10 protein-coding genes and 2 pseudogenes are annotated in these 16,123 nt (G+C 74.7%); 3 read left to right on the forward strand and 9 right to left on the reverse strand.

What is annotated here, in order from left to right:
* Positions 1 to 29: 29 nt before the first annotated feature.
* The 3 genes and pseudogenes from LUW75_RS04420 (at position 30) to LUW75_RS04430 (ending at position 6,765) form a co-directional block, all read left to right on the forward strand.
* The gene (locus LUW75_RS04420) at positions 30 to 4,655 is read left to right on the forward strand and encodes an ATP-dependent helicase (RefSeq protein ID WP_250334466.1); all 4,626 of its coding nucleotides are present in this window, start codon (positions 30 to 32) and stop codon (positions 4,653 to 4,655) included.
* Positions 4,656 to 4,860: 205 nt separating this feature from the next.
* Positions 4,861 to 5,916, forward strand: a complete 1,056-nt coding sequence (locus LUW75_RS04425) for a Gfo/Idh/MocA family protein (RefSeq protein WP_250334467.1) — start codon at positions 4,861 to 4,863, stop codon at positions 5,914 to 5,916.
* A gap of 43 nt (positions 5,917 to 5,959) precedes the next feature.
* Positions 5,960 to 6,765: pseudogene (locus LUW75_RS04430) on the forward strand (Fpg/Nei family DNA glycosylase).
* Between the two features lie 36 nt (positions 6,766 to 6,801).
* On the opposite strand, the gene LUW75_RS04435 reads toward LUW75_RS04430, so the two are convergent.
* The 9 genes and pseudogenes from LUW75_RS04435 to LUW75_RS04475 form a co-directional block, all read right to left on the reverse strand.
* Positions 6,802 to 7,137 carry a hypothetical protein gene (locus LUW75_RS04435; RefSeq protein WP_250334468.1) on the reverse strand — a complete coding sequence of 112 codons (336 nt, stop codon included), beginning with the start codon at positions 7,135 to 7,137 and terminating at the stop codon, positions 6,802 to 6,804.
* Positions 7,138 to 7,302: 165 nt separating this feature from the next.
* On the reverse strand, positions 7,303 to 7,773 hold the full coding sequence (locus LUW75_RS04440) for a Dps family protein (RefSeq protein WP_250334469.1): 471 nt from the start codon (positions 7,771 to 7,773) through the stop codon (positions 7,303 to 7,305).
* Positions 7,774 to 7,941: 168 nt separating this feature from the next.
* Complete coding sequence (locus LUW75_RS04445; RefSeq protein ID WP_250334470.1) at positions 7,942 to 8,325, reverse strand: helix-turn-helix domain-containing protein; 384 nt, start codon at positions 8,323 to 8,325, stop codon at positions 7,942 to 7,944.
* A 94-nt stretch (positions 8,326 to 8,419) separates the two neighbouring features.
* Positions 8,420 to 8,938, reverse strand: coding sequence for a CinA family protein (locus tag LUW75_RS04450; RefSeq protein WP_250334471.1), 519 nt, complete (start codon positions 8,936 to 8,938; stop codon positions 8,420 to 8,422).
* A gap of 68 nt (positions 8,939 to 9,006) precedes the next feature.
* Entirely contained in the window at positions 9,007 to 9,681 is a 675-nt protein-coding gene (gene pgsA / locus LUW75_RS04455; protein WP_250334472.1) for a CDP-diacylglycerol--glycerol-3-phosphate 3-phosphatidyltransferase, read from the reverse strand.
* Positions 9,678 to 11,172: pseudogene (gene rimO, locus LUW75_RS04460) on the reverse strand (30S ribosomal protein S12 methylthiotransferase RimO). The gene pgsA and the pseudogene rimO overlap by 4 nt, the downstream one beginning before the upstream one ends.
* 143 nt (positions 11,173 to 11,315) lie before the next feature.
* Entirely contained in the window at positions 11,316 to 12,155 is an 840-nt protein-coding gene (locus LUW75_RS04465) for a helix-turn-helix domain-containing protein (RefSeq protein WP_250334473.1), read from the reverse strand.
* Positions 12,156 to 12,369: 214 nt separating this feature from the next.
* Positions 12,370 to 15,159, reverse strand: coding sequence for a DNA translocase FtsK (locus LUW75_RS04470; RefSeq protein WP_250334474.1), 2,790 nt, complete (start codon positions 15,157 to 15,159; stop codon positions 12,370 to 12,372).
* A 111-nt stretch (positions 15,160 to 15,270) separates the two neighbouring features.
* A complete protein-coding gene (locus LUW75_RS04475) occupies positions 15,271 to 15,951 on the reverse strand; it encodes a response regulator (RefSeq protein WP_250334475.1) in 681 nt (226 codons plus the stop codon).
* Positions 15,952 to 16,123: the final 172 nt, after the last annotated feature.

Here is a 16,123-nt window from a genome sequence, read left to right on the forward strand (position 1 = left end):
TGTCGGTGGCGGGGTGCACGATGGGGAGCATGGCCGGAACCGCGCTCGACTCCTTCTCCCCCGCGACCCGCAGGTGGTTCACGGGGGCGTTCAGTGCGCCCACCGCCGCCCAGGAGGGGGCGTGGCGGGCGATCGGCGCCGGCTCGGACGTGCTGGTCGTGGCGCCGACGGGATCCGGCAAGACCCTGGCGGCGTTCCTGGCCGCCCTGGACCGGTTGGCGTCGGCGCCGCCGCCAGCCGACTCGAGGAAGCGCTGCCGGGTGCTGTACGTGTCGCCGCTGAAGGCGCTCGCGGTGGACGTGGAGCGGAACCTGCGCAGCCCGCTGACGGGCATCCGCCAGGAGGCCGCGCGGCTGGGGCTGCCGGAGCCGGAGGTGCGGGTCGGGGTCCGTTCGGGCGACACGCCGGCTGCCGAACGGCGCTCGCTGGCGACGCGCCCGCCGGACATCCTCATCACCACCCCGGAGTCGCTGTTCCTGATGCTGACCTCCGCCGCGCGCGACGCGCTGGCGGGCGTGGAGACGGTGATCCTCGACGAGGTGCACGCCGTGGCGGGCACCAAGCGCGGTGCCCACCTCGCTCTGTCCCTGGAACGGCTCGACGAGCTGCTGCCCCGTCCCGCGCGCAGGATCGGCCTGTCGGCGACGGTGCGGCCGGTGGACGAGGTGGCGCGGTTCCTCTCGCCCCGGCGCAGGGTCGAGGTGGTCCAGCCGCCGTCCGGCAAGGAGTTCGACCTCTCCGTGGTGGTACCCGTCGAGGACCTGGGCGAGCTGGGCGGTGCGCCGGCCGCCGACGCGGGCGCCGGCCCCGGCGAGAAGCCGTCGATCTGGCCGCACGTGGAGGAGCGGATCGCCGACCTGGTGCAGGAGCACCGGTCGACGATCGTGTTCGCCAACTCCCGGCGCCTGGCCGAGCGGCTGTGCAACCGGCTCAACGAGATCGCGTACGAGCGGGCCACGGGCGAGGCGCTGCCCCAGGGCGCGTCCCCGGCCGAGGTGATGGCCCAGTCCGGTGCCGCCGGGGGCGCCCCGCCGCTGCTGGCGCGGGCGCACCACGGTTCGGTGTCCAAGGAGCAGCGGGCGCTGGTCGAGGAGGACCTGAAGGCCGGTCGCCTGCCCGCCGTGGTGGCCACCTCCAGCCTGGAGCTGGGCATCGACATGGGCGCGGTCGACCTGGTCGTCCAGGTCGAGTCGCCGCCGTCCGTGGCGTCCGGGCTCCAGCGCGTGGGCCGCGCCGGGCACCAGGTGGGCGCCGTGTCACGGGGCGTGGTCTTCCCCAAGTACCGCGGCGACCTGGTGCAGGCGGCGGTGGTGACGGAGCGAATGCGGCAGGGCGCCATCGAGTCGCTGCGCGTCCCGGCCAACCCGCTGGACGTGCTGGCCCAGCAGCTCGTCGCCATGGTCGCCCTGGACGCCTGGGCCTACGACGACCTGCTGGCGCTGGTGCGGCGGGCGGCCCCGTTCGCGTCGCTCCCGGAGTCGGCGTTCACGGCCGTGCTGGACATGCTCGCCGGGCGCTACCCGTCGGACGCGTTCGCGGAGCTGCGCCCGCGCGTCGTGTGGGACCGGGTCACCGGGACGGTCACGGGCCGCCCCGGCGCCCAGCGCCTGGCCGTCACCTCGGGCGGCACGATCCCCGACCGGGGCCTGTTCGGCGTCTTCCTGGCGGGCGCCGATCCGAAGCGGGGCGGGGGCCGGGTCGGCGAGCTCGACGAGGAGATGGTCTACGAGTCGCGCGTCGGGGACGTGTTCACGCTCGGCACCTCGTCGTGGCGGATCGAGGACGTCACGCGCGACCGGGTCCTGGTCTCGCCCGCGCCCGGCGTGCCGGGCCGGTTGCCGTTCTGGAAGGGCGACCAGCTGGGCCGCCCGCTCGAACTGGGCCGGGCGGTGGGGGCGTTCCTGCGGGAGGTCGGTTCGCTGCCGCCGGACGCGGCGCGGTCGCGGCTGGTCGCGGCGGGACTGGACGCGTGGGCCGCCGACAACGTCCTGTCCTACCTCGACGAGCAGCGCCGCGCCTGCGGCCACGTGCCGGACGACCGGACGATCCTGGTGGAGCGGTTCCGCGACGAGCTGGGCGACTGGCGCGTGGTGGTCCACTCGCCGTTCGGGGCGCAGGTCCACGCCCCGTGGGCGCTCGCGCTGGGCGCCCGGCTCGCGGAGCGGTACGGCGTGGACGCCCAGGTCATGCACGCCGACGACGGCATCGTGCTGCGCCTGCCGGACGCCGACCTGATGGGCCTCGACCTGCTGGACGGCGAAGCGGCCGCGCCGGGTCCGGGGTACGGCGGCGAGCAGGCCCCGGTCGGCGCCGCCGACGTCGCCTTCGACAGGGACGAGGTCGACCGGATCGTCACCGAGCGGGTCGGCGGTTCGGCGCTGTTCGCGTCCCGCTTCCGGGAGTGCGCCGCCCGCGCGCTGCTGCTGCCCAGGCGCGATCCCGGCAAGCGCACGCCGCTGTGGCAGCAGCGCCGGCGCGCGGCGCAGCTCCTCGAGGTGACGAGCGGGTTCGGTTCGTTCCCGATCGTCCTGGAGGCGGTCCGCGAGTGCCTCCAGGACGTGTTCGACCTGCCGGGGCTCCAGGAGCTGATGGGGGATGTCGAGTCGCGCCGCGTCCGGCTGGTGGAGGTCACCACGCCGGAGCCGTCACCGTTCGCCCGCTCGCTGCTGTTCGGGTACGTCGCCCAGTTCCTCTACGAAGGGGACTCCCCGCTCGCCGAGCGCCGCGCGGCCGCCCTCTCCCTGGACTCGCGGCTGCTGGCCGAGCTGCTGGGCCAGGCGGAGCTGCGCGAGCTCCTCGACCCGGAGGTGCTGGCGGAGCTGGAGCGCGAGCTGCAGTGGCGCACCGACGAGCGGCGGGTGAAGGACCCGGAGGGGGTCGCCGACGCGCTGCGCGTGCTGGGCCCCCTCACCGAGGCCGAGCTGGTCGAGCGGGGCGCCGACCCGGCCTGGCCACGGGAGCTGGCGGCCGCCCGCCGGGCGATCCGGGTCCGCGTCGCGGCCGTCGACCACTGGGCGGCGGTCGAGGACGCGGGGCGCCTGCGCGACGCGTTGGGCACGGCGCTGCCGGTCGGTGTGCCCGAGGCGTTCACGGAGCCGGTGCAGGACCCGCTCGGCGACCTCCTGGCACGGTACGCGCGCACCCGCGGCCCGTTCACGTCCGCGCAGGCCGCCGCCCGCTTCGGCCTCGGAAGGGCCGTCACCGACGGGGCGCTGCACCGCCTCGCCGCGGCCGGCCGCGTCGTCCAGGGGGAGTTCCACCCGTCCGGCGTCGGCCAGGAGTGGTGTGACGCGGCGGTCCTGCGTCGGCTGCGGCGCCGCTCCCTGGCCGCGCTGCGCCAGGAGCTGGAGCCGGTCCCGCCGTCCGCGCTCGCCACGTTCCTGCCGCAATGGCAGCACGTGGGGAGCGGCGGGCTGCGCGGCGTCGACGGCCTGGCCCGCGCGATCGAGCAGTTGCAGGGCGCGCCCGTGCCCGCTTCGGCGCTGGAGAGGCTGGTCCTGCCGTCCCGCGTCCGCGCCTACGACCCCCGGCTCCTCGACGAGCTGACCACCACCGGCGAGGTCGTGTGGGCGGGCGCGGGCGCCCTTCCCGGCAAGGACGGCTGGGTCTCCCTGTACCTCGCCGACGCCGCGCCGCTGCTCCTGCCCCCGCCCCGTCCGCTGGAACCGACGCCCCTCCACGAGTCCGTGCTCGACGCCCTGTCCGGCGGATACGGTCTGTTCTTCCGCCAGATCGCCGACCGGGTCCGGGCGGTCGCCCACCCGGAGGCGACGGACCCCCAGATCGCCGACGCCGTGTGGGACCTCGCCTGGTCCGGCCGCCTCACCAACGACACCCTCGCCCCGCTGCGCGCCGTGCTCGGCTCCGGCCGCACGGCGGGCTCCACGGCGCACCGGGTCAGGCGCTCCGTCCCGCGCGGCCGGTACGGCTCGCCGGCGTCGACCGCCCGCCCCGCCTCCCGCTCCGGTCCGCCCACGGTGGGCGGCCGCTGGTCCCTGCTGCCGTCCGCCGAGCCCGACCCCACTCACCGCGCCCACGCGCTGGCCCGGACGCTGATGGACCGGCACGGCGTGGTCACGCGCGGCGCGGTGGCCGCCGAGGGCGTCGAGGGCGGCTTCTCCGCCGTGTACCGGGTCCTGTCCGCGTTCGAGGACAGTGGCCGGGCCCGACGCGGTTACGTCGTGGAGGGCCTGGGCGCCGCCCAGTTCGCGATGGACGGGGCCGTGGACCGGCTGCGGGCCGCCGTGTCGGCCCGGGAGCGTGCCGAGGGGTCGGCCGCCCCGGAGGCCGTCGTCCTGGCGGCCGCCGACCCGGCCAACGCGTACGGCGCCGCCCTTCCCTGGCCGGAGCCCCCGGCCGGCGCGGGCCACAAGCCCGGCCGGAAGGCGGGCTCGCTGGTGGTCCTGGTCGACGGTGAACTGACGCTGTACGTGGAGCGCGGCGGCAGGACCCTGCTGTCCTGGTCCCTCGACCCGCAGGACCCGCTCCTCCGGGCCGCCGCGGACGCCCTGACGGCAGCCGCGAACGCGGGCGCGCTGGGTACGGTCACGGTCGAGCGCGTCAACGGAGCCGCCGCCCTGACCTCCCCCCTGGCCCAAGCCCTGGAGGCCGCGGGCTTCCACGCCACCCCGAGGGGGCTGCGCCTCCGGGTGTGACGCCCCGCCGCGGCCCCCGGTCCGGACCCCGCCACGCCGGGACCCGGGGCCGGTCCCGGCCGTGCCCCGGGACCGCGTCCCCGGCCCACGCCGCCGGTCCGCTCCCGGTCCCGGACCGCCCCGGGCCGCACCGGCCCCCGGCCCGGCGGGCCGCTGCGGTAAAAGGGGTTGCCGCGGCAGAGGGTGTGCGCGCCAGGATGGCCCCGTGCGCGTGGGAGTGGTGGGTCTGAGGATGGGACTCCACCTGGCGGCGTGGTGCCGCAAGGTGGGGATGGACGTCGTGGCCGCGTGCGACCGCGATCCCGGTCGCCGCGCGGCGGCGCGCGCGGAGTTGCCCGGCGCGGTCCCGGTCGAGGAGTGGCCGGACCTCCTGGAACACCGCCTCGACGCGGTGGTGCTGGCCAACGACTTCGACGAGCACGCGCCGCTCGCCATCGCGTTCCTGGAGCGCGGGGTGCACGTCCTGTCGGAGTCCGCGGCGTGCGCCGACTACGAGGAGGGGTGTGCGCTCGTCGCGGCGGCCGACCGGTCGGAGGCGACGTACTCGTTCGCCGAGAACTACGTGGCCCATCCCCACGTCCGCCTCATCCGCGAGGCGGTCCGCTCCGGCGAGCTGGGCCGGATCGGCCTGGTCGAGGCCGACTACCTGCACGGCATGTCCCCGGAGGACGTCGGGGCGCTGGTCGGCGACCCCGCACACTGGCGCGGGCGGATCGCGCCCACGGCGTACTGCACCCACACCCTCTCCCCCGTGCTGGCGATCACGGACGGCCGGCCGGTGGAGGTGACGGCGTTCGCGGTGGACGAGGCGGATCCGCGCGGCGCGGTCGTCATGGCGACGCGGCTGTCGTCGGGGGCGTTGGCCATCACCCGGCACGGTTTCCTCCAGGGCGAGCCCGACAGCCACTGGAGCTGGGTGTCCGTACGCGGGGCCCGGGGGCTGGCCGAGTCGGTCCGCGCACCCGGCGAACGCGCCTGGGCCGTCCGGTTCAGGACCGAGGGCTGGGCGGCACCGGACGGCCGCACCCGCGACGGGGAACGCCTCCCGCCCCCGCTCCTCCTCGACGGCCGGCCCGTGGAGCGCCGTGCCGAGGGGACGGTGCGGATGCTGCGGGCGTTCCGCGCCACCGTGGAGGACGGCAGGCCGCCCCTGGTGGACGTACGGGCCGCCGTGGCGGCGTCCCTGGTGGGCGTGGCCGGCGCGGAGTCGCTGGCCGACGGCTCCCGCCCGGTCCCGGTGCCGGCGGTCCCGGGAACGTAGCCCGCCGGACCGGCTCCGCCGCCGGGCGGCGCATCATGGAGCCATGCCCGAAGGAGACACGGTCTGGCTGACCGCCCACCACCTGCACGGCGCACTCGCCGGCCGGCTCCTGACCCGGTCGGACCTGCGCGTGCCGAAACTCGCCACCGTCGATCTGACCGGCCGGACCGTCACCGCCGTCGTTCCGCGCGGCAAGCACCTGCTCACGCGGATCGAGGGCGGCCTGACGCTCCACTCACACCTGAGGATGGAGGGCGCCTGGCGCGTGTACGCGGCGGACGAACGCTGGAGCGGCGGGCCGGGGCACCAGATCCGGGCGGTCCTCGGCACCGCCGAGCACACCGCGGTCGGCTACCGCCTGCCCGTTCTGGACCTGCTGCGCACGACTGACGAACCGGCCGTCGTGGGCCACCTGGGGCCGGACCTGCTCGGCCCCGACTGGGACTTCGAGGAAGCCGTGCGCCGCGTCCTGGCCGACCCGGCCCGCCCGCTCGGCGAGGCCCTCCTCGACCAGCGGAACCTGGCCGGCATCGGCAACGTCTACAAGTGCGAGCTGGCGTTCCTCGCCCGCGTCACCCCCTGGCTGCCGGTCGGCGACCTGCCCCCGGCGTGCCGGAGCGGCTGGTCGCGACGGCCCGGCGCCTGCTGGAGGAGAACAAGGGCCGTTCCACCCGCCGCACCGTGCCCGGCGGCCGCGCCGACCGCCGCCTGTACGTGTACGGGCGGCTCCACCGGCCCTGCTACCGCTGCGGGGCCCCGATCCGCCGCCACGGCGCGGACGACGCCGATGAGCGCGTCTCCTACTGGTGTCCCGGCTGCCAGACCGGCCCCGTGCCCGGCGCGCCCTGACGCGCCGGCCCTACCGTTCCGGGGGCCGCGGCGCCCTCAGCCCTCGCGGCCGCCTCCGCCGTCCGGCCGGCGCGGTGCCCCGCGGCCGAGGGCCCGGACCACGTCCCACACGAGGTTCCGCAGCGCCTCCGGTACCGAGTCGCACACCGCGGTACGCCACCGGGAGCACCGCCCGACGGGCCGTCCCGGCCGGGGCGCGGCGGCGACGTGCACCGGAAGCAGGCTGAGCCCCCAGCCGCTCGCCGCCGCGGCCCCCTCGACCAGCCCGGCGCGGTCGGGCACGAGTGCCAGACGCAGCACCGCCCACCACCACAGCCCACCCAGTACGAGCGCCGACGCCAACGCCGGCAGCGGGACTCGTCGCCGCACCATGCCGCCTCCTCCGGTCGACGCCGGACCGGCCGGTCACCGGGCGGCAGGACACGCCGGAGCAGCCGTCGGCGCGTCCTTCCGCCCCCGCCCCACGTCGCTCCCCGGCCCCGGCGGGCCCCCGGGTCCGTCGGGCCCGGGGGGTCGTGGGCGCGGGAAGGGAAGCCGTCAGACGTTCTCCGCCTGGAACATCCACGCGTGCTTCTCGAGATCGGCGGTCAGCCCGATGAGCAGGTCCTGGGTGACCGGGTCCGGCTCGTCGGTCGCCGTGACGCGCTCGCGCATCCGCTGGATGACCGCGACGAGCGCGTCCACCATGATCCCCACCGCGTCCCGGTCCTGGATCCATCCGGTCGGCACCTCGCCGATGGCGCTGCCGGCCGCGACGGTCGCGGCGCGTCCGTCCGGGTTGACGCCGATGGCCGAGGCGCGCTCCGCCACCACGTCGGAGTGGGTCCGGGCGGTGGTCACGACATCGTCGAGCTGCAGGTGTATGGACCGGAAGCGCGGCCCGACCACGTTCCAGTGGACCTGCTTGGCCACCAGCGACAGGTCGATCAGGTCCACGAGGGCACCCTGCAGGGCCTCACCGACCACCTTGAGATCGGCGTCGGACAGCGAGCTCTTGACGACAGCCATGCGAATCCTCCATTCCGTGCGCACGCTTCACCATGGCACACAGCAGGCAAAACAGGCATTCGACCAAAAGCGAAAGCCCCGGTCGGCACCTCGGGTACCCGGCCGGGGCTCAGCCCAAAACGTCGATCCCACCGCTCCGCGCCGGACGGGGCGCGGAACCGGAGAAAATCACGCGGCGACGACGTCCACCGCCTCCGCCGGCGCCTTGATGGTCACCCGCTCCGCCGGCACGCCCGCCACCGACGTCACGGACACGGAATTGAGCATCGGGCGCACTGGCGCGGGCACCGGCTCGCTCGCCGCTGCCGATTCCGCCAGCTCCGCCAGCGACAGCTCGTCGCTCACTTCCCGCATGAGCTCGGACATCCGTACGTCCAGCGCGTCGCAGATCGCGGAGAGCAGCTCGGAGGAAGCCTCCTTCTGCCCCCGCTCCACCTCGGAGAGATAGCCGAGCGATACTCGGGCGGACGAGGAGACTTCGCGCAGAGTACGGCCCTGACGCTGGCGCTGCCGACGCAGCACGTCACCCAGCAGGCGACGGAGCAGAATCATCGGTGGCTCCCTCCTCGGACCGCGTAGCCGCATCCTTCACGCCCCACCGTACCGCCTCGCGCTGCGGCCGTGCGGGGAGCGATGTCGTGTTCACTCAGGGCTGCAAACATCCATCCCCCCCGTTCTGTTCCGTATCCTTTGCCCGCGCATTCCCCGAGAGTTCGTCCGCGAGCAGTTCCAGCACGTTCCGTACGCTCCCCCTACGGATTTCCGCGCGGTCGCCGTTCAACCGCAGCGCGGCCACCGTTCCCTCCTCCGCGGCGCCGCCGGGCGGCCCGCACACCGCCACGTAGACCGTCCCCACCGGCCGGCCGTCCTGCGGGTCGGGGCCCGCGACCCCGGTCGTCGCGACGCCCCACCCGGCGCCCAGCCGGCTCCGCACACCCCGTGCCATCTGCAGTGCGACCTCCGCGTCGACCGCGCCGCGCCGCTCCAGCAGATCGCCGTCGACGCCCAGCAGGTCCCGCTTCAGCGGCGTGGCGTACGCCGTGACGGACCCCCGGAACACCCGGGAGGCACCGGGCACGGACGTCAGCTCGGCGGCGACCAGACCACCCGTGAGCGACTCCGCCACGGCGAGCGTCTGGCCGCGTTCGGCGAGCAGCCGCAGCACGCGCGCCGCCGGTCCCGCACCGGGCCCCTCCCCGGCGGCCGCCGGCTCCCCCTCGCGCGCCGCCCCTCTCACCGGGGCGGCTCCGAGGCGGCCCGGGCGGCCCGTTCGGCGGCGAGTCCCCTGCGGCGCAGGGCGACGGCCTGCCGTACGTAGTCGAGCCCGGTGGCGACCGTCAGGACCACCGCCAGCGCCATCACCCACCACCGCAGCGTGGCCAGCGGGCCGGTCAGCGCCAGCACGTACATGCCCACGGCCGTGCCCTGGGCGAGCGTCTTCATCTTGCCGCCCCGGCTGGCCGGGATCACCCCGTGGCGGATCACCCAGAACCGCAGGAGCGTGATGCCCAGCTCGCGGGAGAGGATCACGCCCGTCACCCACCACGGCAGGTCGCCGAGGGCGGACAGGCAGACCAGACCGGCTGCCATGATGGCCTTGTCGGCGATGGGGTCGGCGATCTTGCCGAAGTCGGTGACGAGGTTGTACGTCCGCGCCAGGTGGCCGTCGAAGATGTCCGTGATCATGGCGACGGCGAACGCCGCCCACGCCCAGGCCCGCCAGGCGGGGTCGTAGCCGCCGTCCTGGAGCAGCAGGACCACGAACGCCGGGACGAGCACCAGGCGCAGCATGGTCAGGATGTTGGCGACGTTCCACAGGCTGGCCTGGCTCACGGCCGCCGCTCCCAGCTTCCCGCCGGGTGCCCTCCTCCCCGTGCCGCCCGAAGCGGGCGCCGGGACTCCGGTCATCTGCCCGCCTCCTCGAGTACCTCGGCCACCAGGTCGACGCCTTCCGTGCCCACGACCTTCGCCCTGACCATACGGCCGACGGCCAGCCCGGCGCCCGTCGTGAACAGCACCTGCCCGTCCGTCTCCGGCGCCTGGTGCGCCGCGCGGCCGGCGGCGGCGTACTCGTCGTCGTCGAGGTCGTCGCCCTCGACCGACTCGACCAGTACCTCCAGGGTCTCCCCCAGGCGCTCCTCCGCGCGCTGGGCGGTGAGCTCCTCGGCGAGCCGGGACAGGTGGGCGAGGCGCTCGTCGACGACCTCCTGGTCCAGCTTGCCCTCGTACGTCGCGGCCTCGGTGCCCTCCTCGTCGGAGTAGCCGAACACTCCGACGGCGTCGAACCGGGCGTGGACCAGGAAGCGCTCCAGCTCGGCGAAGTCCTCCCCGGTCTCGCCGGGGAAGCCGACGATGAAGTTGGACCGCACGCCGGCGTGCGGCGCCTTGCCGCGGATCGTGTCCAGCAGCTCCAGGAACCGGTCCGTGTCGCCGAAGCGGCGCATGGCGCGCAGCACGGTGGGCGCGGAGTGCTGGAAGGACAGGTCGAAGTAGGGCGCGACCTTCTCCGTGGACGTCAGGACGTCGATCAGGCCGGGCCGCATCTCGGCGGGCTGGAGGTAGCTGACCCGGACGCGCTCGACGCCGTCCACGGCGGCCAGCTCGGGCAGCAGCGTCTCCAGCAGGCGGATGTCGCCCAGGTCCTTGCCGTACGAGGTGTTGTTCTCGGAGACCAGCATGATCTCCTTGACGCCCTGCTCGGCCAGCCAGCGCGCCTCGCCCAGCACGTCGCCGGGGCGGCGGGACACGAAGGAGCCGCGGAAGGACGGGATGGCGCAGAACGAGCAGCGCCGGTCGCAGCCGGAGGCCAGCTTCACGGAGGCGACCGGGCTCGTGTCCAGGCGGCGGCGCAGGGGGGGCGCGCGGGCCGGAGGCGGGTGCGACGCCCTCGGGCAGGTCGGCGGGGGCCTCTGCGGGGGCGTGCGCGGCGCCGTGCCCCGGCAGGGCGACGGCCGCGGTGGCGCTCTGGCGCTCGACGGGGCTGAGCGGCAGCAGCCTGCGCCGGTCGCGGGGGGTGTGCGGGGCGTGGACGCCGCCGCCGAGGATGGTCCGCAGGCGGTCGGAGATGTCGGCGTAGTCGTCGAAGCCGAGCACCCCGTCGGCCTCCGGCAGGGCTTCGGCGAGCTCTTTGCCGTAGCGCTCGGCCATGCAGCCGACGGCGACGACGGCCCGGGTGCGGCCGTGGTCCTTCAGGTCGTTCGCTTCGAGGAGGGCGTCGACGGAGTCCTTCTTGGCGGCCTCGACGAAGCCGCAGGTGTTGACGACGGCGACATCGGCGTCGGCGGCCTCCTCGACGAGCTCCCAGCCGTCCGCTGCCAGGCGGCCTGCGAGCTCCTCCGAGTCCACCTCGTTACGGGCGCAGCCAAGAGTGACAAGGGCGACGGTACGGCGTTCGGGCATGGGCTCAAGACTACTTCGTCCCCGGTGCCCCTCCGGCGCGCAGGTCCGCCGCCCCGGCCCCGACCGCCGCAGGCCCCGACCGCACCCCGGGGGAGGGAACGCGGTCGGGGCCTGCGGCGGGTGCGGCGGACGGGGCCGGGCGGTCAGCCGACCTCGGGGTCGCCCCTGGTGTACGTCAGCCGCTCGACCTGGCCGGGGGCGAACTCGTCCTGGACCTTCTTGCCGTTCACGAACAGTTCGATCACCCCGGCGTTGCCGAGGATGAGGTCGAGCCGCTCGTCGTCCTGGAAGGTCTTGGAGTCGCCCTTCTCGAGCAGGCCGTCGAAGAGGAGCTTGCCGTCGCGGGCCTTCGCCGAGATCCAGCTCTTGTCGTCGATCGCGGTGAGCTTCACCGTCACCTTGTCCTGCGGGACGGCCGCGATCGCGCTCTCCGAGGCGATCGGCGCGGGCTTGGACGGCGCCGGCTTGGGCGCCTGGCTCGGGGGACGGGCCGAGGCCTGCCCCGACGCCGCACTCCCGGACCCGGTGCCGGCGCCGTTCTGCCCGAAGAGGGTGAAGCCCGCGAAACCGACCACCACGACGATCGCGGCGACCATGGCGGCGGTCCAGTTGGGCCGGCGCCGCTCCGGGCGGATCCGCTCCGCCTCGAACATGGGCGCGGCGGAGGTGGGGGCGGGACGGCCGCCGTGCTCCGCGTCGTACTGTTCGACCAGGGCCGCCGGATCGAGTCCCACGGCCCGGGCGAGCGTCCGCACGTGCCCGCGGGCGTACACGTCGCCGCCGCACCGCGAGAAGTCGTCCTCCTCGATCGCGTACACGATGGGGACGCGCACACGCGTGGAGTGGCTGACCTCTTCGACGGTGAGGTTCGCGGCGAGGCGTGCGTCGCGGAGCGCACGGCCGATCGAGGGCCGATCGTCCTCGGGGAGCGGGGGCCGGTCGTCTGCGGGGGAGTTGCCGTCGGGGGCGTTGCCGATGGACACGAGGGCGCCTTTCGAGCGTGTAACCACCTGCCGGAGGTTCAGTCTACGGGTGGTGCGAAAGGGTGGGGCAACCGGGCGGACGTGGTTTGTACGCCATCGGAATGGCCGCCGCCCGCGTTGCGGGGACCACCATTGTCCGCTCCTTCCTCCCCTGTGACGTGCAGTCCGGGACAACGGTTGCTCACGGTTGCCTTACGGGTGGGACACGGCCGGGTCAGGAGCCGTCCCCGCCGCGGATGGAGGCGAGCACACCGTCCAGGTCGTCCGGTTTCACCAGGACGTCCCGCGCCTTGGAGCCCTCGCTGGGGCCGACGATGTTCCGCGACTCCATCAGATCCATGAGCCTGCCCGCTTTGGCGAAGCCGACACGCAGCTTCCGCTGGAGCATCGAGGTGGAGCCGAACTGCGTGGAGACGACCAGTTCGGCCGCCTGGCACAGCAGGTCGAGGTCGTCGCCGATCTCCTCGTCGATCTCCTTCTTCTGCTTCGTCCCGGTCGTGACGTCGTCTCGGAAGACGGGCTCCATCTGCTCCTTGCAGTGCCGCACGACGGCCGCGACCTCCTCCTCCGTGACGAAGGCCCCCTGGAGGCGCACCGGTTTGTTCGCGCCCATCGGAAGGAACAGGCCGTCCCCCTTGCCGATGAGCTTCTCGGCCCCCGGCTGGTCGAGGATGACGCGGCTGTCGGCGAGGGAGGAGGTGGCGAAGGCGAGGCGGGAGGGGACGTTGGCCTTGATGAGGCCGGTGACGACGTCCACGGAGGGCCGTTGTGTGGCGAGCACCAGGTGGATGCCGGCGGCACGGGCCAGCTGCGTGATGCGGACGATGGCGTCCTCGACGTCGCGCGGCGCGACCATCATCAGGTCGGCCAGCTCGTCCACGATGACCAGCAGGTACGGGTACGGCTGGAGTTCGCGCTCGCTGCCCGGGGGTGTCTTCAGCTTGCCGCTGCGCACGGCGGTGTTGAAGTCGTCGATGTGCCGGTACCCGAACGCCGCCAGGTCGTCGTAGCGCAGGTCCATCTCCCGCACGACCCACTGGAGCGCCTCGGCGGCCCGCTTGGGGTTGGTGATGATGGGCGTGATCAGGTGCGGGATGCCCTCGTACGCGGTCAGCTCGACCCGCTTGGGGTCGACGAGCACCATCCGGACGTCCTCGGGTGTGGCCCTCGTCATCACCGACGTGATGAGGCAGTTGATGCACGAGGACTTGCCGGACCCGGTGGCGCCGGCGACCAGCACGTGCGGCATCGTCGCCAGGTTGGCCATGACGTAGCCGCCCTCGACGTCCTTGCCCAGCGCGACCAGCATCGGGTGGTCGTCCCCGGCGGCGTCGGCGAGCCGCAGCACGTCGCCGAGCTTGACCATCTCGCGGTCGGTGTTGGGGATCTCGATGCCGACGGCGGACTTGCCGGGGATCGGCGAGATGATCCGCACGTCGGGGCTGGCCACCGCGTACGCGATGTTCTTCGTCAGCGCCGTGACCCGCTCGACCTTCACCGCCGGGCCGAGCTCCACCTCGTACCGGGTGACCGTCGGGCCGCGGGTGAAGCCGGTGACGTCGGCGTCCACCTTGAACTCGGAGAAGACGGTGCGCAGGGCCGCGACGACGGCGTCGTTGGCGGCGCTGCGCGTCTTGCCCGGACCGCCCCGCTCCAGCAGGTCGAGGGAGGGCAGGGCGTACGTCACGTCCCCGGCCAGCCGCAGCTGCTCGGCCCGTGCGGGCATCGGTTCCGCCGCGTCCCGCACGGGCGCGGGCTTGGTCAGGTCCGGTACGGCCCCGCCGTCCGCCCCCTCCCGCGCCGGGGGCACGGCGGCGGGGACCCCGCCCGGCTCGCCCCGGTCCCGGGCGCGCGCCGCGCCGGTGCCGGCCCGGTCGCGGTCCGCGGTGACGTCCCTGGTCAGATCGGCCACCAGGGGCGAGGGCGGCATGCCGTTCAGCACGGCGCCGTCGAGGTCCGCCGCCACGGCCGCGGCGACGTCGACGGGGTCCGGCGTCCGTCCGGACCCGGGCTCGCCGGTGCCCGGCCCTCTGCGGGTACGCGGGCGCCGGCGCGGGGCGGGCGCCTCCTCCCCGGCCGGCTCCGGACCGTACTCCCCGGCCGCGGGGCCGCGGCGGCGGGAGGGCGCGGGCAGGCCCTCACGCCACTGCTCGTCGTACCGCCGGTCGTCGTCGCCCCACTCCTCGTACGACTCGATGACGCCGAGCCGCTCGCCGAGCGCCCGCAACCGCCGCGGGATGGCGTTGACGGGGGTGGCGGTGACGACCAGCAGGCCGAAGACCGTCAGCAGGACGAGCAACGGGACGGCGAGCACCTCGCCCGTCATGAAGATCAGCGGGGTGGAGGCGGCCCAGCCGACGAGACCTCCCGCGTCCTGCATGGCCTGGGCCCCCTCGTCGCGACCCGGTGAGCCGCAGGCGATGTGGACCTGGCCGAGGACACCGGTGACCAGGGCGGACAGACCGATGACGATGCGCCCGTTCGCCTCGGGCTTCTCGGGGTGCAGGATCAACCGGACGGCCATGGTGCCGATGAGGAGCGGTACGAGCAGGTCGAGTCGGCCGAACGCGCCGGTGACGAGCATGTCGACGAGGTCGCCGACCGGTCCGTGGAGGCCGGCCCAGGTGCCGGCCGCGACGACGAGGGCCAGGCCGATCAGCAGCAGGGCCAGGCCGTCCTTGCGGTGGGCGGGGTCCAGCCCCTTCGCGCCGCGTCCCACGCCGCGCAGCACGGCGCCGACGGCGTGGGCGAGGCCGAGCCAGAGTGCGCGGACGACCCGGTAGACACCGGCCGTGGGGGACGGTGCCGCCTTGGGCACCGCTCTGGTGGCCGCCTTCTTCGCCGCGGCCTTCTTGGCGGGGGCGGGTTGCTTGGCGCCGGTCTTCCCGGCGGACGGCTTGCCGGGCACCGCCTTCCGCGCGGCGCCCCTCGTACGGCCCGCGGCGCGCGGCTTCGCGGTGCCCGCCGTGCCGTGGGGACCCTTGCCGGACGTACGTGAGGCCATGGGGGTGAGATTACCGGTGAGGGCGGCGCGGGACACGCGTCCGAGCTCTTCACCCGTTCGTGTCGCTCCCGCGGCGGGCGGGGTGCGCGGCGCCCCGTACGCGGGGACGGGTCAGACCGGAAGGGCGGGGCCGCCGCCCGCGGTACCGGGCTCCAGCGCGTCCAGCGCCCGCCGCAGCCCCGTCAGCTTGCGCTCCAGGTGCGCGGCGGTGGCGACGGCCGCGGCGTCGGCGGACTCGTCGTCGAGCTGCTTCGACAGCGCCTCGGCCTGCTCCTCGACGGCGGCGAGCCGGGCCGACAGCTCGGCGAGCAGACCCGCCGACTCCTTCGCCGCGGCACCGTCCTGGCCGCCGTCGCTCCCCTCGAGCTGGAGCCGGAGCAGGGCGGCCTGTTCGCGCAGTTGACAGTTCTTCATGTACAGGTCGACGAACACGGAGACCTTGGCACGCAGGACCCACGGGTCGAACGGCTTGGAGATGTAGTCGACCGCGCCCGCGGCGTACCCCCTGAACGTGTGGTGGGGGCCGTGGTTGATGGCGGTCAGGAAGATGATCGGGATGTCACGCGTGCGTTCCCGCCGCTTGATGTGGGCGGCGGTCTCGAAACCGTCCATGCCCGGCATCTGGACATCCAGAAGGATGACCGCGAAGTCATCCGTCAGCAGCGCCTTGAGCGCTTCCTCCCCTGACGATGCCCGCACCAGCGTCTGATCGAGCGCGGAGAGGATCGCCTCCAGCGCCAGCAGATTCTCCGGCCGGTCATCGACCAGGAGGATCTTGGCCTTCTGCACCATGGCCCGTCCTCCTCGCCCCGGCGGTTGGCCGGGCGCCGCCCCAGGGGACGACTCCCTTGCGCCGTCCGTCCTTGTGCCGGTCATGGTAGCCGCACCCCGCCCGTCGCCACACCCTGTCACCACGATGTCACTGTGCACGTAACGGAAACGTGGCGAGAGACCAGAAGGTTCC

Source organism: Streptomyces sp. MRC013 (genome assembly GCF_023614235.1).
Lineage (GTDB): Bacteria > Actinomycetota > Actinomycetes > Streptomycetales > Streptomycetaceae > Streptomyces.